The sequence below is a fragment of the Brevibacterium sp. UCMA 11754 genome, from assembly GCF_021532275.1.
Taxonomy (GTDB): Bacteria; Actinomycetota; Actinomycetes; order Actinomycetales; family Brevibacteriaceae; genus Brevibacterium.
The window spans coordinates 25,400-50,272 of the sequence record NZ_JACBOT010000006.1; the positions used below are offsets into that span (position 1 = coordinate 25,400).

Here is a 24,873-nt window from a genome sequence, read left to right on the forward strand (position 1 = left end):
GGTAGATCGCGGGCGTAGCTTAATGGTAGAGCCTCGGCTTCCCAAGCCGATGACGCGGGTTCGATTCCCGTCGCCCGCTCTCGTGCACGTAGGTGGGGTCCAATTTCCCTCATTGCCGTTCCTGCGCTTCTTGCGCTCCTTCCTGCGCCTTAGTCACCGCGAACCCGCTGCTCGCTTGCCCGAAGTGCACAAGTGCTCTACCTATGCACTTTCAGCAAGCTGGTGCTGTTCGCCAGCCGATAGGGCACCGGCCCGCACTGCTCCCCGCCGGCTCGCACCTCGCCTGCGGCTGAGGCTGCTCTTCGTCCAGTTGTCCTACGGTCGTCCGGCGAAGCGCCCCAGCAGCTCCACGTGGCCGGCGACGATGAGCAGGTCCTGCTTGCCGACGCGGGTCGTGGGCTCGGCGTATGTGAAGTCGCGCCCGGGGCTCTTGATGCCCACGATCGTGACCCCGTACTTGTCGCGCACGCCGGACTCGCTGAGAGTGAAGCCCTGGATCTCACGCGGCGGACGCATCTTCACGACCGCGAAGTGACCTTCGTCGAATTCGATGTACTCCATCATCCGGGAACTCACCAGGTGCGCCACCCGCCGGCCGGCATCGGATTCGGGGTAGAGGACATGGTGTGCGCCGATGCGGTGGAGGATCTTGCCGTGTGAGGGGGAGATGGCCTTCGCCCACACCTGACCCACGCCCAGATCGACGAGGTTGGCCGTCGTCAGCACACTGTCTTCGATCGAGGTGCCGATGCCGACCACAGCCGCGGAGAAATCACCGGCGCCGACTTGCCGCAGTGCATCGATGTTGGTGGCATCGGCCTCGACGACATGGGTGAGCTTTCCACTCCAGTCCTTGACCAGCTCGGCGCTGTGTTCGATCGCCATGACCTCGCGTCCCAGCTTCGCCAGCGTGGCAGCGGTCGATGACCCGAAGCGGCCGAGTCCGATGACTAGGATTGAGGTGTGTTCGTTAGCCAACGACAGGCCTTTCTTCGGGATAGCGGTACAGGCGCACCGAGTCCTGCATGGACAGGGCTGCCGCCAGTGTAATCGTACCGAGGCGACCGATGAGCATGATCACGGACAGGCAGTAGAGACCTGTCTCATTGACGGTGGCAGAGACCCCGGAACTCAACCCGACGGTGCCGAACGCGGAGATCACCTCGAACAGCACCTTGTCCAGCGGCTCGGCGGAGATCTGGAGCATCGCCAGAGTGCCGATGAAGACGATGATCGCACCCGTGAGGAGAACCGAGATCGAGAGCTTGATCGTCGACGAGGTCAGGCGGCGTCCGAAGACATGTACGTCCTGCAGACCGCGGGCCTCGGCATAGGCGGCCAGCACCAGCACGGCCACGGTCGTGACCTTGATGCCGCCGGCCGTCGACGACGAGCCGCCGCCGATGAACATCATCAGGTCCATGAGCAGGTGCGAAGACTGATTCATATCCGCAATGTCCATGGTCGAGAACCCGCCCGAACGCGGCATCACCGCCATGAACAGGACCTCTACGAACGTATGCCCCGCGTTCTTGTCACCCAGAGTATCCGGGTTGGCTGATTCGAAGATGAGGAGGAACAACAGGCCGATGGCCAGGACCGCGGTCGTCGTCGTCAGTGTCAGCTTCGTGTGCAGGTCCCACTTCCTCGGATGATTCCACTGCATGGCGATCATGAGCACAACGGGGAACCCCAGCGCGCCGACGAAGACACCGAGCATGAGCAGCGAGAGGATCCACGGGTCCGAGGCGAAATAGGCACCTCCGCCGGGGTGGATCGTGAAGCCGGCGTTGTTGAATGCCGAGACCGAGTAGAACACCGAATACCAGACGGCGTCGCCGATGCTCTCGCCGCGGATGAGGAACCGGGGGAACATCAGCACGGCAAGAATCGCCTCGGCGGTGACGATGGTGATCACAACGGTCTTCAGCAGTGTGCCGACCTGGCCCAGATTGAGCGCCGAGGTGGCCTGCTGGGCGATGAGGCGCTGCCTGACTCCCAGCCTCCGAGAGACCGCCATGCCCAGCACCGAGGCGAGGGTGAGGATACCCAGGCCGCCGACTTGGATTCCGGCGGTGATGACCGAGATCCCGAAGTCTGACCAGTAGTTCTCAGTCATCACCGGAGTCAGTCCCGTGACGCAGACAGAGGAGACGGCCACGAATACGGCATTGGCGATCTGCTCGGACTGGGACACCGAACCGGGATCGCGCATGCTCGCAGGCAGCATCAGAAGGATCGCGAAGAACGCCACCACCGCGACGAAGGATCCGATCGCCAGGCGAGCCGGCGAGGCAACGGCGAGGTCGTCGACGAAGTCGCGGACCCACCGGCCAGGGCGCAGGATCCGGTCGAAGCGCTGCGGGGAATTCTTGGACACAAGCTCCATGGTAGATCCCGAAGCGTGCGAATCTCCGTAGGTGAGCTGTGCCATATAGCATGGTGCTCATGGCCGATAGCGATGTATATGTCGTCTGGGACGACGCGGTGACCGGGTACAACTTCGGTCCCAGCCATCCCATGCACCCCCTCAGACTTGATCTGACTGCGAAATTGGCCATGGACTTCGGCCTCTTCGACGCCGACAACGTCCATATCCACGGTGTCGGTGAGGTCGAAGAGGACACGCTGGCGAATCTCCACGCTGCGGACTTCATCGCCGCGGTGAAGAAGGTCGGCGCCGGCGCCGACCTCAGCGACGAGGAAGGGAAGAAGTACGGCATCGGCACCGAGGATGTTCCCGGATTCGACAACATGCATGCCGCCTCGGCGATGCTGTTCCAGGGCTCGGTGGCCTCGGCGCGGGCCATCATCTCCGGGGACTACTCCCACGCCGTGAACTTCACCGGCGGAATGCACCATGCGATGCCGGATCACGCGAGTGGGTTCTGCGTGTACAACGACATCGCCGGCGCCATCACCGAATTCCTCAAAGCGGGATACGAGCGCATCGCCTACATCGACCTCGACGCCCACCACGGGGATGGCGTCGAGAAGTTCTTCTGGGACGACCCTCGGGTGCTCACGGTCTCGATGCACGAATCGGGGAAGTTCCTGTTCCCCGGCTCCGGCTTCCCCGCCGACATCGGCGGACTCCGCGCGGCCGCCTCGGCGGCGAACATCGCACTGCCGCCGCGCACACTCGACGCGGAATGGCTGCGGGCGTTCGACGCGACGATCCCCGCGATCATCGGCGGATTCGAACCGCAGATCATCGTGTCCCAGCACGGCTGCGACGGGCACCGCAGTGACCCACTGACACACATGCGACTGAGCGTCGATGCGATGCGGGTGGCCACCGAATGGGTCCGCGACCTGGCCGCCGAATACACCGAGGGAAAATGGTTGGCGACCGGGGGAGGGGGCTACTCGATCATCGATGTGGTGCCCCGAGCCTGGACCAACGTGCTCGCGATCTCCGCAGGGCTCGACATCGATCCAGGTGCCCGCATTCCGGGCCGCTGGGCCAACTACGCGCAGACGAAGACCGGGCGGGAGGCGCCCCTGTCGATGACCGACGGCTTCGATGGCACATTCACCCGCTGGTCGAACGGGTTCGATCCCGAATCCGAACTCGACCGCGCCGTGATGGGCACCCGCAAGAACCTGTTCCCGTTCTTCGGCCTCGACGCCTACTTCGACTGAAGCCAGTCGCCTACTTCGACTGAAGTCGGCCGCCAGCTTCGACTGAGGCTCACGTCCTCCGGGATCGCGAGACCGCCAATCCGCGGATCGAGGAAGCGGCGCTGTGGATCTGGACACAGTTTTGGGAAAGCAGAGGCCCAAGCGATAGAATTGCACGGTTAGTTCAAAGGGTGGGCACCAGATGTTCACCTCCACCGACGATCACAAGGGGTACCCGCGTGGGCTCAGTCATCAAGAAGCGCCGCAAGCGTATGTCGAAGAAGAAGCACCGTAAGCAGCTTCGCAAGACACGTCACCAGCGTCGCAACAAGAAGTAAGACCGGACACGGTCCTACGCCCCCGCTCGAATCTGAATTCGGCGGGGTTTGTTGTCGCCCGATGAGGAGTGCGCAGTGGTCACATTGACCTTCCTGACACGCGCCGACTGCCACCTGTGCGAGACCGCAAGGGATGCCATCGCCGAGGCTGTGGCCGGCAGAGACGTCAGCGTGAGTGAGGTCGACATCGATACCGATGATGATCTTGCCGGACAGTACAGCTGGGATGTCCCAGTGGTTCTGCTCAACGGCCGGCAGCACAGCTTCCATCGGGTCGATTCGGGCCGGCTGTCGAGAGCCCTTGAGGCTCTGGGCGCATGAGATCGTTTGAAGGAGTGACGCGTTTTCGTGGGCGAGATTCTGTCCGCCAACAGCATTGAGGGTGTCGTCCGCAAGGACGTGCCCGAACGCGTCATCTCCCGACTCCCGATCTACCTGCAGACGGTTGAGACGATCGCTGCAACGGGTCAGTCAACGATCTCCTCGGAGGCGTTGGCGGCCCGCAGCGGTGTGTCGCCGTCGATTCTGCGCAAGGACCTGTCCCAGCTGGGACGCTCGGGTCGGCGCGGGGTCGGTTACTCCTGTGAAGATCTCGCCTCGACTCTGCGAACATTCCTCGGTCTCGACCGGTCACGCACCGTTGCCATCATCGGCGCCGGTCGTCTGGGCTCAGCCCTGGCAGACTACGCAGGATTCAAACGCCGCGGACTTTCACTCACCGCAATCTTCGACACCGATGAGGCCAAGATCGGAACCGTGATCGGCGCTCTGCCGGTCTCAGACCTCACCGAACTTGCCACCTGGCCCGAGGACATCGACCTCGTCGTCATGGCAGTACCCGCATCCGCGGCACCGGCGGCGGCGCACATCGCCGCCGAGGCAGGCGTGCGCGGGATCCTGAACTTCGCACCCACCGTGCTCGACGCCCCGGATTCGATCCGTGTGCATCAAGTCGATCTGGCCAGTGAGCTGCAAGTACTCGCATACTATTCGGCGCTAGATTCGGCACCGCTCAACCCAGGTTTTGAGGAGCACAGGAATTGACTCTCTTGGTTCTCGGCATTTCCCATCAGTCGGCCCCGATCGACATGTTGGACGCCCTCGCATTCGGCACCGGTGAGGTCGGAGCACTGCGCACCGACGCTTTGGCCGGCGATAATGTGGAGGGACTCGCGGTTCTCTCGACATGCAACCGCCTGGAGCTCATCGCCGATGTCACCGCCTTCCACGGAGGCCTCGCCGATCTCGGCAATGCCCTCGTCTCCTCCATCGACAAGGAATGGCAGGACATCGCCGGGCACTTCTACGCCCACTACGATGCTCAGGCCCTGGAGCACTTGCTCAAGGTCTCCTGCGGTCTCGATTCGATGGCGATCGGCGAAGCCCAGATCCTGGGACAGCTGCGCTCGACATTCACCGAGTCGCTGTCGGCGGGAGCACTGACCTCCGACCTCTCGCATGCACTGCAGCAGAGCCTGCGGGTGGGCAAGCGCGCCCATTCGGAGACCGGACTCGATGAGGTCGCCCGCTCTCTCTTCAGCGCCGCCCTCGAAGCCGCCCAAGCCCACATCGGATCTCTGCGGGCCGCGAATGCGCTGGTCATCGGTGCCGGCGCCATGTCGGGCCTCGTCGTCTCGGGCCTGCACAAGGAGGGCGTGGCGCAGACCACGGTGCTCAACCGGACCGTGGACAAGGCAGAGCGCCTCGTCGCCGAGGTGGGCGGCCGTGCCCGCGAACTGACCTCCCGGATACTCGCCGAGGAGATCGCCGACGCCGACCTCATCATCTCCTGCACCGGTGCCCGGGAAGTCGTGGTCACCCGTGAGGACATACAGGCCGGTCTGTCCCAGAACCCCAAGGGCGCAGCGAACAAGGCCTTTGTCGATCTCGCCCTGCCCCACGACATCGACCCCACGGTGCGCGAGTTCGAACACGTCGCGCTCTTCGGCCTCGCCGAGATCCGAACTATGCTCACCAGCTCCGCGAACCAGCGTGACGCTGCGGTCGTCGAAACCGTCGAATCGGTGCGTGCGATCATTCAGGAAGAGCTGGCCAAGCTCGAGACCGGTGCCAAGGAACGATCGGTCGCCCCCACAGTCACGGCGCTGCGCAGCCACGCCAAGGATGTTCTCGCCGCGGAGACGAAGCGTCTGGAGAAGAAGATCGGCGCCGATGTCGATGACAAGGCCTTCGCTGAGATCCGCAAGTCCCTGCATCGTGTGGCAGAGAAGCTGATCCACACGCCGACGGTCAAGGTCAAGGAACTGGCCGTCACGGACTCCGACGTCGACTACGCGCAGGCGCTGATGCAGCTCTTCGACCTGCCGACGAACAAGGTCGCGCACTCGATCGCGAAGCCAGAGACCAAGATCGCCACGGCCTCGAGCGCGAATCACGTTGAGGCCGACGGTGTGCGTCCCGTTGCCGACCACACCCTCGACATCGTCGAACCCGAGCACTTCTCCGGTCGCACGATCCGCCTGGGCACTCGCCGCTCGAAGCTCGCACGCTCCCAGTCCACGGCGATCGCCCACCAGCTGGCGGCACTGACCGGCTGGCGCGTTGAGATCGTCGAGGTCGTGACCGAGGGCGACGTCAACATGTCGCCCCTGACCGGATTCGGCGGCACCGGCGTCTTCGTCTCCGCCGTCCGACAGGCTCTCCACCAGGGCAAGATCGACATTGCAGTGCATTCGCTCAAGGACCTGCCCACCACCCCCGAGGTCGGCATCCAGATGGCTGCGATCCCGCCCCGGGTCGATCCCGCCGATGTCCTCATCGGCCGGGACGGTCTGAGCTTTGCGGATCTGCCCGCAGGCAGCGTCGTCGGCACCGGCTCCCCGCGCCGTGCCGTGCAGCTGCGCGCCGCACGACCCGACATCGAGGTCCGCGGAGTGCGCGGAAACGTCGACACGCGCATCGCCCACGTCCGTGATGGACGACTCGATGCCGTCGTGCTGGCCGCGGCCGGAGTCCGTCGCATCGGCCGCTTGGCCGAGGCTACCGATTCCCTCGACTTCGACACGATGCTTCCCGCCCCGGGGCAGGGGGCTTTGGCCATCGAGACGAGGGGCGCTGACAGCCCTTATGCCCTCGACAACGAGGTCATGGCTGCAGATGCCGAGGTCCGCGATCAGCTCAAGCGCCTCCACGATGAGACCACCGACCTGGCCGTGACCTGTGAGAGGGCGATCCTGTCCCGCGCGGAGGCCGGATGTTCTGCCCCCATCGGTGCGCTGGCCACAATCCAGGGCTCGGACTTCGTTGTCGACGCGGTCATGGCCGATGACGACGGAAACCTCGCCCGCACTCGCCAGAGCGCCCCACTGCCCATGACTCCGGACGTAGATCTGGACTCGGGCAGCGCGAATCAGCTGTCGATCACAGGCAAGGAGCTCGCTCGGCTCGCCGACGAACTCGGCACCGCAGCGGCAGAAGATCTGTTGGGGCAGCTCGGCATCGATCCCGCGCAGTCTGCGGATCACCTCACCCCTGTCAAAGTTCAGGAGCAGGTATGACAACAGGCCAAATCCAGCCCCGACGTCTTCTGCCCGCCTCACCTCGCGTCGTCTTCGTCGGCAGCGGTCCCGGTGAGTCGGGTCTGATGACGATCCGCGGCGCCGACATCCTCGCGAACGCCGAGATCGTCGTCTACGACACCCACGTGCATTCGGAGATCGTCACCGCTTACGTGCCTCAGGCCACGGAGATCATCGAAGCTGCTCAGCTCGGTGCGACCGCTTCCACACGGGGACGCAAGCTCGCCGAGTTGGCTCGTCCCGACAAGACCGTCGTGCGGTTGAGCTCCGATGACGGGATCATCTTCACCCCGACCACGGCCGAAGCCGCTGTCTGCCGCAAGGCCGACGTCGACGTCGAGATCGTGCCCGGAGTCGGACTTTCGGCGGCCACCTCCGCCTACACCGGCACAGCGCTGACGACAAACCGAGTGCGTTCGGTCCGCTTCATCGAGGCAGGCCCGCAGACGCACGTCGACGTGTCTCGGCACCGCAACACCACCCACGTGCTCACGGGCACGACAGCCGATCACGAACAGGCGATCCGCGCTCTGCTCGACGACGGCTGGGATGAGAACACGAAGGTGCTCCTGGGCTGGGGCATCTCCACAACCGATCAGACGAGTGTGGAGACCACTCTGGGGCAAGCCCTGACGATGGCGCAGTCCGGCGGAGATCGTATGGTGGTCATCATGGGACAGGGAGTGGAATCGCGAGGCGCACTCAGCTGGTTCGAGACCAAGCCGCTCTTCGGATGGCAGGTCCTCATCCCGCGGACGAAGGAACAGGGCACCTCCACCGCCGAGGCGCTGGGGGAGTTGGGTGCTGTCGGCACCGTTGTCCCCACGATCGCCGTTCAGCCCCCGCGCACGCCGACCCAGATGGAGAAGGCGATCCGGGGCCTCGTCGACGGATCCTACGAATGGGTGGGCTTCACCTCGGTCAACGCCGTCCGCGCCGTGCGCATGTGGTTCGAGGACTTCGGTCTCGACTCCCGCTCACTCTCCGGTGTCAAGGTTGCGGCCGTCGGCGGTCGCACCGCCGCTTCACTCATCGACTGGGGAATCACCCCCGACCTCGTCCCCGACGGAGAACACTCGGCCCGTGGCCTCGCTGCGGCCTGGCCGGACTACGTCGACGACATCGATCCGATGAACACGGTGCTCCTGCCGCGCGCCGACATCGCCACCGAGGTGCTCGTGGCCGGACTCCTGGAGAAGGGTTGGGACCCGGACGACGTCACGGCCTACCGCACCGTGCGCGCCTCGCCGCCTCCGGCTCCCATTCGGGAAGCCATCAAGGCCGGTGACTTCGACGCCTTCCTCTTCACGTCCTCCTCCACGGTGCGCAACCTCGTCGGGATTGCCGGAAAACCGGCAGCCACCTCGGTGATCTGCTGCATCGGACCTGCCACGGCGAACACCGCGGCCGAACATGGCCTGCGGGTCGACGTCCTCGCCGAGGAAGCCAACCTCACCTCCCTCATCGACGGATTGGTCGAATTCGCGATGTCCGCACGCGAAGACGACCTGGCGGCGGGGACCACCCCGACGCGCCCCAGCCAGAAGCGCCGCAGAAAGAAGGCCTAACATGACATTGGTCCCCGGAACCGTTCGGCCCCGCCGCCTGCGGACGACACCGGCCTTGCGCCGGCTCGTCTCCGAGTCGCGCCTGCACCCAGCCGAACTCATCCTGCCCATGTTCGTCAAGGAGACGCTGAGCGAACCGGCCCCGCTGACCAGCATGCCCGGCGTCGTCCAGCACACCCTGGATTCCCTGCTCGAGGCGGCCAACGAGGCTGTGGACGCCGGTGTCGGCGGACTGATGCTGTTCGGAATTCCGGAGCACAAGGACAATGACGGCTCCCAGGCTGATGATCCCGAGGGCATCCTCAACCGAGCGTTGACGCTGCTGCGGGACAACCTCGGCGATACGACGGTCGTCATGGCCGATCTGTGCCTCGACGAGTTCACCTCTCACGGACACTGCGGAGTCCTCGATTCCGCGGGCGGCGTCGACAACGACGCAACTCTGACGCGCTACGCCTCAATGGCCGTGGCGCAGGCTCGCGCCGGAGCCCACGTGGTGGGACTGTCCGGGATGATGGACGGACAGGTCGCGGCCTGCCGGGAGGCATTGGACCTCGAAGGCTTCACCGACGTCGTCGTGATGGCCTATTCCGCAAAATACGCTTCGGCGTTCTTCGGTCCGTTCCGCGAGGCCGTGGATTCGGAGCTCCAAGGCGACCGCAAGACCTACCAGCAGGACCCCGCGAACGGCCGCGAGGCAATGCGCGAACTCGACCTCGACCTGGCCGAAGGTGCCGACATCGTCATGGTCAAGCCCGGCATGCCCTACCTTGACGTCCTCGCCGAGGTGGCCTGTGAGTCGCCGGTGCCCGTGTGGGCCTACCAGGTGTCGGGGGAGTACGCGATGATCGAATTCGCGGCCTCCGCCGGCGCCATCGAACGCGAACGCGCCATCGAGGAATCCCTCATCGCCTTCAAGCGTGCCGGAGCCGACGCGATCCTCACCTACTGGGCCACAGAGGTCGCGCAGCGACTGACCTCGCAGACGCAGGACGGGGCACTGCGATGAGCGAACCACGATGGCTCAGCGGTCCCGATCAGAAAGCCTGGAGAAGCTATCTCACCGGATCCCAGCTGCTGACCACGCAGCTGGACAAGGAACTGAGGGAGCACCACAACATCGGCATGCCCGAATACGAGATCCTGGTCCGGCTGAGCGAACACGAGAACCGGACGATGCGCATGGCTCTGCTCGCGATGGACACCACGATGTCGCGTTCGCGTCTGACCCACAGTGTGGCCCGGATGGAGAAGAAGGGCCTCCTCGAGCGCTTCTCGATTCCCGAAGACGGACGCGGAGTCAACTGCCAGATGACCGATGCTGGCTGGGAGCTGCTGGTGACCGTGGCTCCCACACATGTGGAAAGCGTCCGCGACCACCTCGTCGACCTGCTCGAGCCAGAGGAGATGGCGACCCTGGGGCGTGTGTTCGGCAAGGTCACCGCCCACATGCGTGAGATCGGCGAGGGGCCCGTCGATTCACCACCGACCGATGCCGAACCTTCGACGTCTGCGAACTGAGCTCACCGACTCGACTAACATCTGAACCGACCACCGATCCGGCGACCTCTTCAGGAGAACCCATGAAACACGAGACTGCGAAGTCGGCCGCGCTGTTCGAGCGCGCCGAACATGTCATCCCCGGTGGAGTGAACTCACCGGTGCGGGCCTTCAAAGCCGTCGGAGGCACCCCGCGCTTCATCACCTCGGCGACCGGAGCATGGCTGCGCGACGCCGACGGCAATGACTACATCGACCTCATCGGTTCGTGGGGTCCCATGATCATGGGCCACTCCCGCCCCGAGGTGGTCGCGGCTGTGCAGGAAGCCGCCGTCAAGGGCTTCTCCTTCGGCACCCCGTCAACCGGCGAGGTCGAACTCGCCGAGGAGATCGTCGCCCGCGTCGATCCCGTTGACCAGGTCCGGCTCGTGTCCTCGGGCACCGAGGCGACCATGAGCGCCATCCGATTGGCCCGCGGATACACGGGCCGGGCGAAGATCGTGAAGTTCGCCGGGTGCTACCACGGACACGTCGACGCGCTGCTGGCCCAGGCCGGATCCGGTCTGGCGACCTTCTCCCTGCCCGACACCCCGGGTGTGACCGGTGCACAGGCCTCGGACACGATCGTCGTCGACTACAACGACGCAGCCGGCCTGGAGGCCGTCTTCGCCGAACACGGTGATGAGATCGCCTGCGTCATCACAGAAGCGAGCCCGGGCAACATGGGCGTCGTGCCTCCTCGCGACGGCTTCACCAATACCGTCCGCCGCCTGACCAGGGCCCACGGTGCATTGATGATCAGCGACGAAGTGATGACTGGCTTCCGCGTCTCGGCCGCAGGCTGGTACGGCTATGAGGCCGAATCACTCGGCTACCCGGAGGGATCCGCTGACCTGTTCACCTTCGGCAAGGTCATGGGAGGCGGCTTCCCGGCCGCGGCCTTCGGCGGACGTGCCGACGTGATGGAGCATCTGGCACCGACAGGCCCGGTCTACCAGGCGGGAACCCTGTCCGGAAACCCTGTGGCCACTGCCGCCGGCCTGACCACGCTGAAGCTGACGACCGAACTCGATGTGTACTCACACATCTCCCGCGCTGCGGACATTCTGCGGCCCGCAGTCTCCTCTGCGCTGGAGGCTGAAGGGGTGGCCCACACCATTCAATCGGCGAATTCGATGTTCTCCGTCTTCTTCACCGACCATGAGGTCATCAACTACGACGACGCACGGACGCAAAACGTCGAGCGCTACTCCGCGTTCTTCAACGCCATGTTGGATGCGGGCATCCACATGCCGCCGAGCGCTTTCGAAGCCTGGTTCCTCTCCTACGCCCACACCGATGAGATCCTCGATCGGATCATCTCGGCACTGCCGGCCGCAGCCAAGGCGGCAGCGAGTGTCCCGAACACGCAGGGGAACTGATGACGACGATCCACCTGGTCAGGCACGGGGAGGTCGACAATCCGGAGGGCATCCTCTACGGACGGCTGCCGAACTTCGGTCTGACCGAACGCGGCCATGAGATGGCCCGACGGGTCGGCGAGCACTTCGCGGCAGCCTCGGCGCCCCCGGTCGAGCTCGTGTGCTCCCCGCTGCTGCGGGCGCAGCAGACGATCACCCCGCTGCGCCAGCGACTCGAGCTGCCGGTCTTCACCGATGACCGCGTGATCGAAGCCGCGAACTCCTTCGAAGGCCAGAAGGTCAACGGTCGAAGGTTGGCCGAACCGCGCAATCTGCTGCGGCTGTACAACCCGCTGACACCGTCCTGGGGCGAGCCCTACAAGCAGATCGTTCTGCGGATGCAGGCAGCCATGGCCAGCCTGCGCACAAAGCTTGCCAAGCACGACCCCGAGGCCGAGGGAATCATCGTCTCCCATCAGCTTCCGATCTGGATGACACGCTTGGCGGGGGAGGATCGCTCGCTCGTCCACGACCCTCGCAAACGGGAGTGTGACCTGGCATCTATCACCAGTTTCACATTCGAATCGTCCACACTTGTAACCGTGAGTTACGAGAGCATCTGTGCAGATCTGCAGCCCGGGCAAGCGGTGGCGGGAGCATGAATGCCCGCCCCAATCGGTTCAACCGCACCAACCCGATGAACCGTCGCACCCTCCTGACCGGTCTGGTCGCTGGCACCGCTGTGGTTCTCAGCGCGTGCAGTGAGAATGACGAACTGGCCGATCAGGCCGGATCCGATCAGGGATATGTGTCCGGCTCCGGTGTCGTGTCCCAGGTGGCCAAGGACAAACGCGGGGAGCCTCTGGAGCTGAACTTCGAGACACTCGACGGGAAGCCGATGTCGCTGGCCGACCTCCGGCCGACCCCAGTCGTCATCAACCTCTGGTACGCGGCCTGCCCACCGTGCCGGAAGGAAGCCCCGGCGCTGAAGTCACTGGCCGAGGAATTCGGTGACGAGGTCCAGTTCCTCGGCGTCAATGTCCGCGACCAGGAGGCCGCAGCGAACGCCTTCGTCTCGAACTACCAGATTCCCTATGCGAACATGCTCGACGCCAACGGCGACATGGTGGCTCTGCTCTCGGGGGTCCTCCCGCCGCAGGCCACACCCTCCACCGTCGTCCTCGACGCGAAGGGTCGCGCCGCAGCTCGAGTCGTCGGCGAGGTCGATGAGTCGACGCTCAAAGGACTCATCGAGGACGTGCAGGCGGAGTGAGTGGAATCGGGGCGGACTTCGCCCAGACGGTTCTCGACGGGCCGCTGCTTCTGGCCGCCGGCGCGGCCGCACTGGCCGGACTCGTCTCCTTCGCCTCACCCTGCGTGCTGCCGCTGGTCCCCGGCTATGTCGGCTATGTCACCGGGCTGAGCGGATCCTCCCTCAAGGACAAAGAGACCTGGCGGGTCGTCGTCGGCATCGCACTGTTCGTTCTCGGGTTCACCATCGTCTTCGTCCTGCTGGGGACAGGATTCTCGGCCCTGGGCGCACTGTTCTCACAGTGGCAGGGACTGCTCATGCGGATCCTCGGCGTCGTCGTCATCATCGCCGGCTTCGTGTTCATGGGCGGCTTCGGCCTGCTCCAGACCGAGCACCGCATCCGTGCTCGCCCTCAGGCAGGGCTCTGGGGCGCGCCCGTGCTCGGCGCCACCTTCGCCCTCGGCTGGGCCCCGTGCGTGGGCCCGACTCTGTCGGCAGTTCTGTCGATGTCGGTGAGCTTCGGCGGCGAGGGAACGATCTGGCGCGGCGCACTTTTGGCGTTCGTCTACTGCCTGGGACTGGGCATTCCCTTCATCCTCCTGGCGGTGGCGATCCACAAGGGTGCAGGCCGCCTGACCTGGGTGCGCAGGCACCAGACGGCGATCGTCCGTGCCGGCGGCATCATGCTCATCGTGTTGGGCGTTCTCATGGCCTCGGGGCTGTGGAACGCGTGGATGACCTCTCTGCAGGGTCTGATCTATGATTTCGAAGTGGTGATCTAGTGGCGAAGAAGACCGCCGACAAGAAGGCTGACAACAGCAAGCAGGTTGGCAGCCACAAGTCCGGTGTGAGCCAGCCGCAGCTGGGGTTCATCGGCATGTGCCGGTGGGCGTGGCGTCAGCTGACGACGATGCGGGTGGCACTGATCCTCCTCCTCGTCTTGGCCTTGGCCGCGATCCCTGGGTCCCTGCTGCCGCAGCGCATTCAGGATCCGGGCCGGGTCACCACGTTCCTCGAAGCCAATGGTGCGTGGGGGCAGTTCCTCGACACGATCCAGATGTTCGACGTGTACTCCTCGATCTGGTTCTCCGCGATCTACCTCCTCCTCATGATCTCGCTGATCGGCTGCGTGATCCCACGCTCGGCCCAGCACTGGAAGGCCATGCGTTCGGCCCCACCCAAGGCGCCGAGGCGCTTGGGTCGCATGCCCGGATACGAATCCTTCACCTCGGCGACCGGATCAGCCGAATCTCGCGAAGCCGCAGACCAGGGCTTCCTCGACACAGCCCAAGCCCGGCTGAAGAAGCTCGGCTACCGCACTGTTCGCCACGACGATCACGTGGCCGCCGAACGCGGCTACCTGCGCGAGACCGGCAACCTGGTCTTCCATATCGCCCTCCTCGTCGCGACGCTGACGATGGCGATCGGATCCCTGTTCGGCTATCAGGGCCAGCGGATCCTCGTCGAGGGGGAGACCTTCACGAACTCTCTGGTTGCCTACGACTCGTTCGAACCGGGTTCATATTACGACGCTAACAACCTGCCGGATTTCCGGCTCAAGCTCGACAGCTTCGAATCCACCTTCGACGATCAGGCTCCGGGCAGCCAGTTCGGCCAGCCCCGGACCTTCGATGCGAAGGTCACGGCAACTGCCGATGGGAAGAGCGAGAAGCACACTTTGCGCGTCAATGAACCCGTGCGCGTGGGCGGGACGGGCGTATACCTGACCGGAAACGGCTACGCTCCGGAGGTCACGGTCAAGGACGCCAAGGGCCAAGTCGTGCAATCCGGCCCGCAGGTGTTCATCCCCGACGGCGGAGACCCGGGCTACACTTCCGAAGGCGTCATCAAGGTACCCGACTCCGCGGGAACTCAGATGGGCTTCGTCGGTGTGTTCCTGCCGACGGCGACCCAGAACGAGAACGGCGAACTGGTCTCGAGCTTCGCCGAACTGCGCAATCCCTACCTCGTGATGAGCGGGTACACCGGTGACCTCGGCCTTGACAACGGAACGCCGCAGTCGGTGTACACGATCGATGCCGAGAACATGACGGAGATGACCAATGCCACTGGCAACCCTCTGCTCATCCAACTTGCCGAGGGAGAGACCCAGAAGCTGCCCGACGGCGGATCGGTGACCTTCGACGGGGTCAAACGCTACATCGCCGTCGACATCTCCCAGGACCCGACACAGGGTCTGATGCTCGTCAGCGCGATCGCCGTGCTGCTGGGTCTTGGTCTGTCCCTGTTCGTCCCTCGCCGACGCATGTGGGTGCGCATCAAGGACGGCCAGGCCGAAGTTGCGGCTCTAGCCCGCGGTGAGGACCAGTTGGTCGAACGGGCTGCGAAGGACCTCGCGAAGGACCTTGCCGACGAACCGGACGATGATCCTGACGATGATTCCGACAAACGGATCTGAGGATCTTGACGAATGGATCTGAGGATCGTGACGAACGGAAGGCCCCGGGTCGGAGCGCCCAGGCTCGGAGCGCTCGGGGTCGGAAGGCCCGAGATCGGAATGCCCGGGGGAGACGAATGATTCGCTTTAGGTACTACGCGGAGTAGAATTGTCGCGGGTCGGCCCCGACGAGGGCTGCCCTGGCACAGCAACAGCACAGCAACACCCACGACGCAATGGAAGAGCACCGCTGGTGCGGAGGATGTATGGACGTCAACACTGACCTCGCAATGTGGTCGAACCAGCTCATCATCTCGGCGATGGTCGTCTACGCCGTCGCTATGATCTTCTATGCCTTCGACCTGTTCGGCGGGCGCGAACTCAAGCAGTCCGAAATCGGTGCGACGAGTGCTGCCAAGCCCTCGAATGTGCGACGCACGAACAGGAAGGCCACCACGGCACTCCTCGATCCGCCTGAGACCGAGGCGTCGGCAGAGGTCACGACCGGGTCCGGCAGAGATAAGCCTCGGCGTGGGGCAAGGATCGGCACCTCGCTCCTCGTCCTTGCTGCCGTTCTTCACGTGGCCGCTGTACTCACTCGCGCGCTGTCGGTGATGCGTGTGCCGTGGGGCAACATGATGGAATACGTCCTCACTGCCACCGTGATCACCGTCATCGTCTTCCTCATCGTCAACGTGAAGAAGGACATCCGCTACCTGGGAACGATCGTGGCCGGAGGAGTGCTCCTGTGCTTGGGTCTGGCCATTACGGTCTTCTACACACCAGCCGCGAAGCTCATCCCGGCGCTCGACTCGTACTGGATCGCCATCCACGTACCCATCGCAATCCTGTCGACCTCACTGCTTTACATCTCCGCGATCCTCGCCGTGTTCCAGATCCTGAAGAACGCACAGGAGACCAAGGACCCGAAGTGGCTGCGGTTCATGCGTCGGATGCCCGCGAGCATCGACCTGGAACGGTTCTCCTACACGATCGCCGCGGTCGGATTCATCACGTGGACGTTCACCCTCATCGCCGGCGCCATCTGGGCCGAGGTGGCTTGGAGCCGCTACTGGGGCTGGGACTCGAAGGAGATCTGGACGTTCGTCGTCTGGGTCATCTACGCCGCGTACCTGCATGCCCGCGCCACACGCGGTTGGGGGCCGACAAAAGTCGCAGTGCTCAACCTCGTCGGCATCGCCACGGTGATCTTCAACTTCACCGTCGTCAACATGTACTTCAACGGCCTGCACTCGTACTCGGGACTCGGCTGATCTGCGGTCAGGCCTGCACAGCAGCCTGAGCCGCACAGCAGCCCGCGCCGAGCTGCAGCCAGCGCCGAGCTGTAGCCAGCGCCGAGGCAGATCACACCTGAGTCACGACGCTCCAGGGCTACTTCCCGGGCGATGGCCCTGCCTACGACGCTCGGCAATCCAAGCACAGTCTTGGGCCTACGCACCAACACCAACTGTTGCTGGCTACGCGATGCTCTTGTGTGCCGCAGATTCAAATCGACTGCAGAGAGCCCCCTAGAACCCGTTCAGCGTGAGGCAACCCGTTCAGCGTGAGGCAACGGGGCCCGCTGAGCCTCAGTCCGCGGCCGCTCAGCGCCGGTCAGACGAGGGAGTGCGCGGGCCAGCACTCAGTTCGAGTGGCCGCGTCCGTCGCCGGTGGAACCGCCCGAACCGTGTTCGTCGGTGTCGGCGGAATGAGTGTCGGAATCGGCGGAGGCATCGTCGCCGATGTCATCTGCTGCGCCGGGGGTCTTGTCCTCGGGCTTCTGCGCCTCGGGAGCGTGCTTTCCCAACTTGACGTCGCGATCGACTTTGCGCAGATAGTCATCGTCATCGTCCGGGGCGCTGGGGCCGCGCTGACGAGGCGCTGCTGAGGGCTTGTCCTCAGTCCCCCGGCCGAAGACGTACCAGAGGACGAAGCCGATCACGGGGATCAGCACAATGATGATCGCCCACACGGGTTTGGGCAGGACTCGGATCAGACCACGATCGCGCAGAAGGCAATCGAAGAGTCCGTACAGTGTGACCGCTGCCGCCAGGACGATCGCGGCAATGAGTATTCGAGCCATGCACCCAGGATAGTCCACTAACCTGAACACCCGCCCACACGGGCAGTGATGAATCACTGATGTGGACGGACTAAAATAGGTGCAATGCGCAACTTCTGGATCTATACATTGGCTCGTCTGGGCATCATCGTCGCCGTTGGGCTGATTCTGCAGCCATTCCTCGGGTTCAACCTCGTGATGGCGATGGCTGCGATCGTCATCGGAGCCATCCTCAGCTATCTCTTCTTGGGCGGCATGCGCGCCAAGGTGGCCGAAGATATCGAGAAGCGCGTTGCGAAGCGGGAAACGGCTCCTAAGCTCAAGAATGTTGACGAGGATGCCGAAGACCGTATCGTCGACGAAGGGAACTGAGCCAGGCTACAGCGCCAGGCCCAGGCTACAGCGCCAGGCCCAGGCTACAGCGCCAGGCCCAGGCCCATCAGGGAGGCGAAGGCCAGAGCGGTGAGGCCCGTCGATTTGATCGGTGGGATGAGCCCGGGGCCGGTGGTTCCACGCAGCACCGTCTTCAATGGGTTGAGAGCGGGCACCAGCGCGAGGACGGCAAGTGCTACGGCCGGATGACCGTCGAGGATCGCCAGGACCAGCAGTGCGAAGGGCACGAGCACGAGGCTGGCAAATGTGATCCTTGAGCGGTTGTCGCCGAGGCGAACAGCCAGGGTGATCTTGTCGGCTTCGATGTCGGTGGGGATGTCGCGCAGGTTGTTGACCATGAGCACCGCCGAGGCGAGCGAACCGATGGCAATCGCACCGGCCCAGCCGCTGAGGCTGAGTCCGCCGACCTGCATCCACATCGTGCCCAGCGTGGCCACCAGGCCGAAGAAGACGAAGACGAACACCTCGCCCAGCCCCATGTATCCGTAGGGCTTCTTGCCGCCCGTATAGAACCAGGCGGCGGCCACGGCGGCGGCGCCGACGATGAGGAACCACCACGCCTGTGAGATGAGGACGAGCACGATTCCGGCGACCCCGGCGATGCCGAAGAACAGGAAAGCCGCACGTTTGACCGCATTCGGCTCGGCGAGTCCTGTCGCCGTGAGACGCACGGGACCGACGCGGACATCGTCGGTGCCGCGGACGCCGTCGGAGTAGTCGTTGGCGAAGTTCGACCCGATCTGCAGGCAGAGGGAGACGAGGAGGGCGAGCACCGCTCGGAGGAAGATCTGCGGCAGCGAATGGTCGTGGCCGTTGCGGGTGTAGTCGCCGATGATGAAGGAGGTGAAGCCGCCGACGGAGCCGATTGCGGCGCCGGTGCCGATGAGAACAGGGGCAACAGCCAGCGGCAATGTTCGTAGTCGGGCTCCGGAGATCCACTGCGCGGCAGTTGCCATTGGGCGGGATACCTTCCTCATAAAAATTCGAACCGTCTCATATTACCGATAGTTCACTTGTTAGGGTATTCGGGCGGCGGAGTCCTGTGGTTCTGTGTCTCAGCCAGCTCGGCGGCAAGCCGGGCCGCAGCCTGTCGGTCGGGTTTGCCGATCGACCGATTGGGGATCGCAGTGACGGGAAAGACCAGCCGAGGCAGCAGCTGCCCATGCATTCCATGATCGAGTTCGCCCAGACTCCGCGCGAACACACGCGGTGAGCCCATCGAATCGGCCACGGCGTCGGGCACCTGACCATCGATGCGGACGAGTGCGACTAGCAGTTTGCCCCACTCCTCATCGGGCACCCAGGTCACGAGCACCTCGGCGATCCCATAGTGCTGCCAGGTGGGCAGCAGTCCGGTCTCAAGGGCATGAGGCGAGACGTTCGTGCCCCCGGAGACGATGATGTCATCGGAGCGGCCGAGCACCGTGAGCACCCCTTCGTCGAGCCGACCCAGATCGCTCGTGTGAATGGTCCGTGTGCCGTCATCGTCGGTGGTCAGGCCCGGACTGTCGACGGGGCCGATGTAGCCCTCAGCCGTGATCTCGACGTAAGAATCGGCCACGACGCGACTGCGCAGGTCGATCGTCGAGGACTCGGTGATCGTGATCTCGACACCATCGAAGGGAACCCCGTTGTACACGCACCCACCTGCGGTCTCGCTCATCCCGTAGGTGCGCACGATGTGCAGGCCTCGTGCATCGGCGCGTTCGAGCAGGGCCGGCGATATCGCGGAGCCGCCGAGGAGGATGGCGTCGAACTTCGCCGCAGCGAAAGTGGCCCGGTCATCAGCAAGGATCCGGTGCAGTTGAGTGGGCACCAGCGAGGTGTAGGTCGGTCGCTCGCCGGATTGTGCGAACAGCGCCTGCGCCTCGTCGGAGAAGGAACCTGCGGTGAATGTCGCCGAGGTGGTCCTGATCGGTTCCCGTCCCGCGAGCCGGGCCCGCAGCTCCACCTGGAACCCGGCAATGTGGTTGATGGGCAGACTCAGGTGCCAGTCGCCGGGCCCGGACAGGGATCGTTCGGTGGCCCGCGCCGAGGTGGTCAGCGCCTCGGCGGACAGAGCGACGGCCTTGGCCGTGCCCGTCGAACCAGAGGTGAAGAGCACCAGCGCAGGCGCCCGGCCAGCACCCGTCCACTGACTGGGAGCCACCTCGGTGATGGCAGCGTCACGAGTACGGGGCAGGACGAGGATCGAGCGGCCGTCCAAGGCACGATCGATCGCACCGGGCAGATCCGCAACGGGCTGTGCGTTCATGTGGCGGGGGTGCTCAGTAGTACCAGGGGTAGGGGGACCAGTCGGGGTCGCGCTTCTCCAGGAAGGAGTCACGGCCTTCGACCGCTTCGTCGGTCATGTAGCCCAGACGGGTAGCCTCACCTGCGAAGACCTGCTGGCCCATGAGACCGTCATCAACGAGGTTGAATGCGAATTTCAGCATCCGCTGGGCGTTGGGGGACTTGCCGAGGATCTCCTTGGCCATGGTCAGGGCTGCGGTCTCAAGATCTTCGTGGTCTACGACCTCGTTGACGGCGCCCATGTCAGCCATGTCCTGGGCCGAGTAGGTGCGGCCGAGGAAGAAGATCTCGCGCGCCTTCTTCTGTCCGACCATCTTCGCCAGGTAGGCGGAGCCGTAGCCGGCGTCATAGGAGCCGACATCGGCATCGGTCTGTTTGAACTTCGCATGCTGGCGCGAGGCAATCGTCATGTCACAGACGACATGGAGGCTGTGGCCACCGCCGGCAGCCCAACCCGGGACGACGGCGATGACGACCTTGGGCATGGTGCGGATGAGTCGTTGGACCTCGAGGATGTGGAGGCGACCGGCACGAGCCGGGTCCACGGACTCGCGAGTCTCCCCGGAGGCGTACTGGTAGCCCGAACGGCCGCGGATGCGCTGGTCGCCGCCGGAGCAGAAGGCCCAGCCGCCGTCGCGTGAGCTGGGGCCATTGCCAGTGAGCAGGACCGCGCCGACGTCCGAGGTCTGGCGGGCGTGGTCGAGGGCTCGATAGAGTTCGTCGACGGTGTGGGGTCGGAAGGCGTTGCGGATATCGGGCCGGTCGAAGGCGATGCGCACGCAGCCCAGGTCAGTGCCGTCGGGTTTGACCGCGCGGTGATAGGTGATGTCGGTGAAGTCGAATCCGGAGACTTCACGCCACTGGGAGGGGTCAAAGATTTCAGAAACCGTCATGGCCCCAACCCTATCGCCTGCCACCTGACCGATATGGTTGCTCCATGGCTGATACGGAGCAGATCCCCGAGTCGATCGCTGAGATTGTGCCGAATTTCCAGGTGCTCAAACTCCCCATGGTCACCCGGTTCCGGAAGATCACCGAGCGCGAGATCATGCTCTTCGAAGGCCCCGTTGGGTGGGCGGAGTTCTCCCCTTTCACCGAATACGATGCAGCCGAATCCTCACGCTGGCTGCGCGCCGCCCTCGAATTCGCAGGACTGCTGCCGGGAGCCGCCGCGGCTGGGCCCAGTGCCGTCGGTCACTCGGCTGACACCTCAGGTCAGTCAGCCGCTGCTGTCCGATCCGTGGCCGTCAACGCGACCCTGCCCGCGTGTGCAACCTCCGAAGTTGAGTCGATCCTGGCCCGCTACGGACCCGTCGGTACAGTCAAGGCGAAGGTTGCCGAACACGGGATCGACTCCCTGTCCGGTGACTTGGAGCGGCTGCGAGAGTTTCGGCGCCTGTTTCCCTCAACGACGCTGAGACTCGATGCGAATGCCGGCTATACGCTGCCCGAGGCACTCAGAGCCTGCGCCGAGTTCGTGGAATTCGACCTGCAGTACTTCGAACAGCCAGTCGCGGCTGTTGAAGACATGGCGCGGCTGCGCGAGCAGCTCGATGGACTGCCTGTGGTCCTGGCCGCTGATGAGTCGATTCGCAAGGCCGAGGATCCCCTGCGAGTGGCAGAGCTGGGAGCCGCCGAGGTTGTCATCGTCAAGGTCCAGCCGCTGGGTGGGATCGCTGCCGCACGATCGATCATCGAAGCCTGCGGTCTGCCGGCTGTTGTGTCATCGGCATTGGAGTCATCTGTCGGATTGGCAGCCGGTGCCCACCTGGCGGCCACGCTTCCGCGCACACCTGTGAGCCGGGAAATCCTCGGTGAGCACCCGGCCTGCGGTCTGGGTACTGGCAGGCTCTTCGCCGAGGATGTGGTGAGTGCGGATCTCAGCCTGAGTCCTGTCGACGGTCAGATCCCGGTGACGCGAATCGTCCCGGACCCACAGCGCCTGGAGAGGCTGGCGGTGGATCCGGGACGATTCGACTGGTGGTCGACGCGACTGCAGGAGTGCTGGAGTGCTCTGCGGCCGTCGCTGCCCAGTTCGCGTTCTTGAGACTGCTCAGTTCGCGTTCTTGACGGCGTCGACGAACGTCTTCGCGGTTTTGGGAACCGCTTCCTCATCCCCGGTGTCGGCGATGTTGGCAGCGGTGACGGTGTTGTTGCCGACGCGGCTGGTGACGGTGTCGGTGTCGAGGACGGTCTGACCGCCGGCACCGATCTTGGCGCGGACTCCCACACTCTCGTCAGCGCCTTCGACGGTGGCATCGGAGGACTCGTAGGACATCGTCATCTCGATGCCCTGTGACTTGATGGTCACGTCGCTGCACTTCTCGGCGACCTTGGTCGAGTTCTTCAGCTGTGAACCGGCGGCATCCTCGTCGGCCAGGCTCATGAGCGCAAGGCTCATAGTGTTGTCCGCTGAGGTTCCAGCGAGGGTGGTGCCGTTGCTCGCCTCAGTGGCGTTGAGGGCAGACATTGCGAGGTCCTTGCACTCAGCAGGTTCGTATTCGGCGCTTTCGAGGGCCTTGATCGCTTCGCTGCCGGAGGCCGCCCCGATATCGACGGACTTGAACGACTGACCATCGACATCTGTGGATTCGATGATCTTCTTGAGCTGACTCTCGTCGAGCTGCTGTACTTCGGGGGTCTCTTCTGCGGCGGGCTGTGCGGCGCCGCCTGCTTCTTCGGCCTGACTGTCCTGGGAGTCAGCTCCCGAACAGCCTGTCAGTGCCAGTCCGGCGATGAGAGCGATGGCTGGGAGTACGCGTTTCATGGGTGACCTCTCGAAGTCAAGGTTCAGTCAGACGGAGGAAAGACGGTCACGATGTTGTGACCTTTATAACCAAAGACAGTAGGTGTCTGAGACCCGTCATCGACATGTGCCGATTCCGACACATCTGTTGTGTCCTCTGCGTCTTCGGCTGACCTTGCGGCTCGCAGCGGGACGTCTGCTGGGGCAGCTCGTGCCGAGGTGTCTGAATCGATGGCTCGCGCTGCGGTGTCTGAATCGATGGCTCGCGCCGACGCGGACGATTCATCCGGCGTCGACGCGATGCGCACCGTCGTGACCTCGGACTGACCCACCGTCGTGAAGTGCTGAGTGCGCTTGCCCGGAATGATCGGGTCGTGCATGGCTGCAGCCAAGCGCCCGGTGAACGTCAGGCGCCCCTTCTTGTCGGCGCGCTGCGGATAGTCGTTCGAGCCTATCGGCCCGGTGACGGAGATGTCGTATCGGCGACCGGGTTCGTACAGGCCCGGTGTGCGTACCCGGAAGCTTCCGGTTCCAGTCAGGGAGAAGCCAGCCGTGCTGACGGAGCCGAAACACACGACCTGAGCTCTGCGTCGCGAGATCTCGACTCGCCATCCGTGGATGTCGAAGAGGGCATGGCCGGTGAGATAGGAGAATTCGCCACCGTCCGCGACGCGGGGGCAACCTCGGCGGTCATCGACGCGGGGGCCACCGCGACGGTCATCGTCGCCGCCACTCCGGCGCTCGATGCTGCGGTGATCGGAGCTGGCATAGTCACGCTGACGTCGCAGGGTCTTCAGCCAGGCGCCCAGCTCTCGTTCCCAACTGTTCCAGTTGTGCAGGCCCGTCGTGCGGGGAAACCACGAATGGCGGATGCCCAGCGAGTTCAATCGCGCAGAGAAGCGCTCGCCCTGCTGGTTGACCATCGATTCGAGGAGGTCACGATCTTTTGATTCTTCGAGATTTCCGGAGCCTGCACTGAGCCACAGGTTCAGGCCGTGCAGGTTCTCCGCGAGGCCGTAGGGGGAGTTGGCGATCCATTCGCTGCGGTCGGTGACGGGATCGCCGAACAGCGTCATCGACTTCGCGCCCTCCCGCATGGCGATGATGTCGAAGGCAGGGATCGCAGACAAAGGGTCGAGCGGGGAGGAGAAGGCTGCTGCCCAGCTGTAGCGGTCCGGGTGCCAGGCTGCGTATTTCATCGCCCCGTATCCGCCCATCGACAGTCCAGCCAGGAGCTGGTTCTCCGGTGCGAAGTCCACGGAGAAGGTCTTGCGCAGGAAGTTCGGGATCTCCTTGGTGTGGAAGGTCGGCCAGTCGTGGACCTCGCTGCCGACTGCCACACGAGAGTAGGTGCCGGCCCCCGCATCGGGCATGACGACCAGGTAGGGCGAGTCGAGTGTGATCTCCTCGGCGGACCCGAAGTCCGTCCACGATCGGAAGTCGTCCCCGCCGCCGTGATAGAGGTGGATGACCGGGCTGACCTCCTGCGGAATTCCCGGCAGCAGCACGCGTACTCCGACGGTGCGACCGAGCGCGGGGGAGTAGATGAAGAACTCCCGCAGTCGGTTCGAGAGTTTGCGTTTGTCCCGGATATACCATTTCCTCGCGTCCTTGCCGCGAGGTTCAGGGCCGAGAAATGAGCTGTTCTGGTCGAGGGTGGGGAAGCGTCCTCTGTGGGAGCGCGCAGCGGTCAGCGAACGGATTGCACGCGCTCCAACCGCGAAGAGAATCGATCGGCGCATGGGTCAACCGTAGGGAGTC

Annotated in this window: 24 protein-coding genes and 1 tRNA gene; 17 read left to right on the top strand and 8 right to left on the bottom strand. The window is 64.4% G+C overall.

Going from position 1 to position 24,873, the window contains the following annotated elements:
• The first annotated feature begins 8 nt into the window (after window positions 1–8).
• Window positions 9–79, top strand: a tRNA-Gly gene (locus HX613_RS02690).
• Window positions 80–315: 236 nt separating this feature from the next.
• Here the strand turns inward: HX613_RS02690 and HX613_RS02695 are convergent.
• Complete coding sequence (locus tag HX613_RS02695; protein ID WP_235343952.1) at window positions 316–978, bottom strand: potassium channel family protein; 663 nt, start codon at window positions 976–978, stop codon at window positions 316–318.
• Window positions 971–2,389, bottom strand: coding sequence for a TrkH family potassium uptake protein (locus HX613_RS02700; protein WP_235343953.1), 1,419 nt, complete (start codon window positions 2,387–2,389; stop codon window positions 971–973). The genes HX613_RS02695 and HX613_RS02700 overlap by 8 nt, the downstream gene beginning before the upstream one ends.
• A 50-nt stretch (window positions 2,390–2,439) precedes the next feature.
• On the opposite strand from HX613_RS02700, the gene HX613_RS02705 reads away from it, so the two are divergent.
• The 14 genes from HX613_RS02705 (at window position 2,440) to ccsB (ending at window position 16,893) form a co-directional block, all read left to right on the top strand.
• On the top strand, window positions 2,440–3,645 hold the full coding sequence (locus tag HX613_RS02705) for an acetoin utilization protein AcuC (RefSeq protein ID WP_442862584.1): 1,206 nt from the start codon (window positions 2,440–2,442) through the stop codon (window positions 3,643–3,645).
• Between the two features lie 218 nt (window positions 3,646–3,863).
• Entirely contained in the window at window positions 3,864–3,962 is a 99-nt protein-coding gene (locus HX613_RS02710; protein ID WP_009882927.1) for a 30S ribosomal protein bS22, read from the top strand.
• A 75-nt stretch (window positions 3,963–4,037) separates the two neighbouring features.
• Window positions 4,038–4,283, top strand: coding sequence for a glutaredoxin family protein (locus HX613_RS02715; protein ID WP_235343955.1), 246 nt, complete (start codon window positions 4,038–4,040; stop codon window positions 4,281–4,283).
• A gap of 27 nt (window positions 4,284–4,310) precedes the next feature.
• The gene (locus HX613_RS02720) at window positions 4,311–5,006 is read left to right on the top strand and encodes a redox-sensing transcriptional repressor Rex (RefSeq protein WP_235343956.1); all 696 of its coding nucleotides are present in this window, start codon (window positions 4,311–4,313) and stop codon (window positions 5,004–5,006) included.
• Window positions 5,003–7,480 (top strand): glutamyl-tRNA reductase, encoded by a 2,478-nt coding sequence (gene hemA / locus HX613_RS02725; RefSeq protein ID WP_235343957.1) that lies wholly within the window; start codon window positions 5,003–5,005, stop codon window positions 7,478–7,480. The genes HX613_RS02720 and hemA overlap by 4 nt, the downstream gene beginning before the upstream one ends.
• Window positions 7,477–9,069, top strand: coding sequence for a uroporphyrinogen-III synthase (locus tag HX613_RS02730; protein WP_235343958.1), 1,593 nt, complete (start codon window positions 7,477–7,479; stop codon window positions 9,067–9,069). The genes hemA and HX613_RS02730 overlap by 4 nt, the downstream gene beginning before the upstream one ends.
• A 1-nt stretch (window position 9,070) precedes the next feature.
• Window positions 9,071–10,078 carry a porphobilinogen synthase gene (gene hemB, locus HX613_RS02735; protein ID WP_235343959.1) on the top strand — a complete coding sequence of 336 codons (1,008 nt, stop codon included), beginning with the start codon at window positions 9,071–9,073 and terminating at the stop codon, window positions 10,076–10,078.
• Complete coding sequence (locus HX613_RS02740) at window positions 10,075–10,590, top strand: MarR family winged helix-turn-helix transcriptional regulator (protein WP_235343960.1); 516 nt, start codon at window positions 10,075–10,077, stop codon at window positions 10,588–10,590. The genes hemB and HX613_RS02740 overlap by 4 nt, the downstream gene beginning before the upstream one ends.
• A gap of 62 nt (window positions 10,591–10,652) precedes the next feature.
• A complete protein-coding gene (gene hemL / locus HX613_RS02745) occupies window positions 10,653–11,990 on the top strand; it encodes a glutamate-1-semialdehyde 2,1-aminomutase (protein ID WP_235343961.1) in 1,338 nt (445 codons plus the stop codon).
• Window positions 11,990–12,631, top strand: coding sequence for a histidine phosphatase family protein (locus HX613_RS02750; RefSeq protein WP_235343962.1), 642 nt, complete (start codon window positions 11,990–11,992; stop codon window positions 12,629–12,631). Before hemL ends, HX613_RS02750 begins: the two co-directional genes overlap by 1 nt.
• Window positions 12,628–13,242, top strand: a complete 615-nt coding sequence (locus HX613_RS02755; RefSeq protein WP_235343963.1) for a TlpA family protein disulfide reductase — start codon at window positions 12,628–12,630, stop codon at window positions 13,240–13,242. Before HX613_RS02750 ends, HX613_RS02755 begins: the two co-directional genes overlap by 4 nt.
• Window positions 13,239–14,003, top strand: coding sequence for a cytochrome c biogenesis CcdA family protein (locus HX613_RS02760; RefSeq protein ID WP_235343964.1), 765 nt, complete (start codon window positions 13,239–13,241; stop codon window positions 14,001–14,003). The genes HX613_RS02755 and HX613_RS02760 overlap by 4 nt, the downstream gene beginning before the upstream one ends.
• Window positions 14,003–15,640 carry a cytochrome c biogenesis protein ResB gene (gene resB / locus HX613_RS02765; RefSeq protein ID WP_328284884.1) on the top strand — a complete coding sequence of 546 codons (1,638 nt, stop codon included), beginning with the start codon at window positions 14,003–14,005 and terminating at the stop codon, window positions 15,638–15,640. The genes HX613_RS02760 and resB overlap by 1 nt, the downstream gene beginning before the upstream one ends.
• A 245-nt stretch (window positions 15,641–15,885) precedes the next feature.
• Window positions 15,886–16,893 (top strand): c-type cytochrome biogenesis protein CcsB, encoded by a 1,008-nt coding sequence (gene ccsB, locus HX613_RS02770; protein WP_235343965.1) that lies wholly within the window; start codon window positions 15,886–15,888, stop codon window positions 16,891–16,893.
• 368 nt (window positions 16,894–17,261) lie between these two features.
• On the opposite strand, the gene HX613_RS02775 is transcribed toward ccsB, so the two are convergent.
• A complete protein-coding gene (locus tag HX613_RS02775) occupies window positions 17,262–17,702 on the bottom strand; it encodes a PLD nuclease N-terminal domain-containing protein (RefSeq protein ID WP_235343966.1) in 441 nt (146 codons plus the stop codon).
• Between the two features lie 84 nt (window positions 17,703–17,786).
• Between HX613_RS02775 and HX613_RS02780 the strand changes: the two genes are divergently transcribed.
• Window positions 17,787–18,053, top strand: coding sequence for a DUF4229 domain-containing protein (locus tag HX613_RS02780; protein WP_235343967.1), 267 nt, complete (start codon window positions 17,787–17,789; stop codon window positions 18,051–18,053).
• 44 nt (window positions 18,054–18,097) lie between these two features.
• Here the strand turns inward: HX613_RS02780 and HX613_RS02785 are convergent, their stop codons facing one another.
• From HX613_RS02785 to HX613_RS02795, 3 genes are read right to left on the bottom strand one after another with little or no spacing between them, the layout of a single operon-like run.
• A complete protein-coding gene (locus tag HX613_RS02785; protein ID WP_235343968.1) occupies window positions 18,098–19,030 on the bottom strand; it encodes a 1,4-dihydroxy-2-naphthoate polyprenyltransferase in 933 nt (310 codons plus the stop codon).
• Window positions 19,031–19,083: 53 nt separating this feature from the next.
• Window positions 19,084–20,328, bottom strand: coding sequence for an AMP-binding protein (locus HX613_RS02790; protein ID WP_235343969.1), 1,245 nt, complete (start codon window positions 20,326–20,328; stop codon window positions 19,084–19,086).
• Between the two features lie 13 nt (window positions 20,329–20,341).
• On the bottom strand, window positions 20,342–21,259 hold the full coding sequence (locus HX613_RS02795) for a 1,4-dihydroxy-2-naphthoyl-CoA synthase (RefSeq protein ID WP_143922003.1): 918 nt from the start codon (window positions 21,257–21,259) through the stop codon (window positions 20,342–20,344).
• Between the two features lie 44 nt (window positions 21,260–21,303).
• Here HX613_RS02795 and HX613_RS02800 point away from each other — a divergent pair, with 44 nt between their 5' ends.
• The gene (locus HX613_RS02800; protein WP_235343970.1) at window positions 21,304–22,413 is read left to right on the top strand and encodes an o-succinylbenzoate synthase; all 1,110 of its coding nucleotides are present in this window, start codon (window positions 21,304–21,306) and stop codon (window positions 22,411–22,413) included.
• 6 nt (window positions 22,414–22,419) lie between these two features.
• On the opposite strand, the gene HX613_RS02805 is transcribed toward HX613_RS02800, so the two are convergent.
• Together HX613_RS02805 and HX613_RS02810 are read right to left on the bottom strand one after the other, a co-directional pair.
• Window positions 22,420–23,133: a hypothetical protein gene (locus HX613_RS02805; protein WP_235343971.1), complete on the bottom strand. Its 714-nt coding sequence runs from the start codon at window positions 23,131–23,133 to the stop codon at window positions 22,420–22,422.
• Window positions 23,134–23,156: 23 nt separating this feature from the next.
• Window positions 23,157–24,854, bottom strand: a complete 1,698-nt coding sequence (locus tag HX613_RS02810; protein ID WP_235343972.1) for an alpha/beta hydrolase — start codon at window positions 24,852–24,854, stop codon at window positions 23,157–23,159.
• Between the last annotated feature and the right edge of the window lie 19 nt (window positions 24,855–24,873).

Excerpts from the sequence above, each read along its gene's own strand:
- HX613_RS02700 (WP_235343953.1), bottom strand. The coding sequence starts at position 2,389 with ATGGAGCTTGTGTCCAAGAATTCCCCGCAGCGCTTCGACCGGATCCTG.
- HX613_RS02705 (WP_442862584.1), top strand. The coding sequence starts at position 2,440 with ATGGTGCTCATGGCCGATAGCGATGTATATGTCGTCTGGGACGACGCG.
- HX613_RS02730 (WP_235343958.1), top strand. The coding sequence starts at position 7,477 with ATGACAACAGGCCAAATCCAGCCCCGACGTCTTCTGCCCGCCTCACCT.
- hemB (WP_235343959.1), top strand. The coding sequence starts at position 9,071 with ATGACATTGGTCCCCGGAACCGTTCGGCCCCGCCGCCTGCGGACGACA.
- HX613_RS02740 (WP_235343960.1), top strand. The coding sequence starts at position 10,075 with ATGAGCGAACCACGATGGCTCAGCGGTCCCGATCAGAAAGCCTGGAGA.
- hemL (WP_235343961.1), top strand. The coding sequence starts at position 10,653 with ATGAAACACGAGACTGCGAAGTCGGCCGCGCTGTTCGAGCGCGCCGAA.
- HX613_RS02750 (WP_235343962.1), top strand. The coding sequence starts at position 11,990 with ATGACGACGATCCACCTGGTCAGGCACGGGGAGGTCGACAATCCGGAG.
- HX613_RS02755 (WP_235343963.1), top strand. The coding sequence starts at position 12,628 with ATGAATGCCCGCCCCAATCGGTTCAACCGCACCAACCCGATGAACCGT.
- ccsB (WP_235343965.1), top strand. The coding sequence starts at position 15,886 with ATGGACGTCAACACTGACCTCGCAATGTGGTCGAACCAGCTCATCATC.
- HX613_RS02775 (WP_235343966.1), bottom strand. The coding sequence starts at position 17,702 with ATGGCTCGAATACTCATTGCCGCGATCGTCCTGGCGGCAGCGGTCACA.
- HX613_RS02780 (WP_235343967.1), top strand. The coding sequence starts at position 17,787 with ATGCGCAACTTCTGGATCTATACATTGGCTCGTCTGGGCATCATCGTC.
- HX613_RS02785 (WP_235343968.1), bottom strand. The coding sequence starts at position 19,030 with ATGGCAACTGCCGCGCAGTGGATCTCCGGAGCCCGACTACGAACATTG.
- HX613_RS02790 (WP_235343969.1), bottom strand. The coding sequence starts at position 20,328 with ATGAACGCACAGCCCGTTGCGGATCTGCCCGGTGCGATCGATCGTGCC.
- HX613_RS02795 (WP_143922003.1), bottom strand. The coding sequence starts at position 21,259 with ATGACGGTTTCTGAAATCTTTGACCCCTCCCAGTGGCGTGAAGTCTCC.
- HX613_RS02800 (WP_235343970.1), top strand. The coding sequence starts at position 21,304 with ATGGCTGATACGGAGCAGATCCCCGAGTCGATCGCTGAGATTGTGCCG.
- HX613_RS02805 (WP_235343971.1), bottom strand. The coding sequence starts at position 23,133 with ATGAAACGCGTACTCCCAGCCATCGCTCTCATCGCCGGACTGGCACTG.
- HX613_RS02810 (WP_235343972.1), bottom strand. The coding sequence starts at position 24,854 with ATGCGCCGATCGATTCTCTTCGCGGTTGGAGCGCGTGCAATCCGTTCG.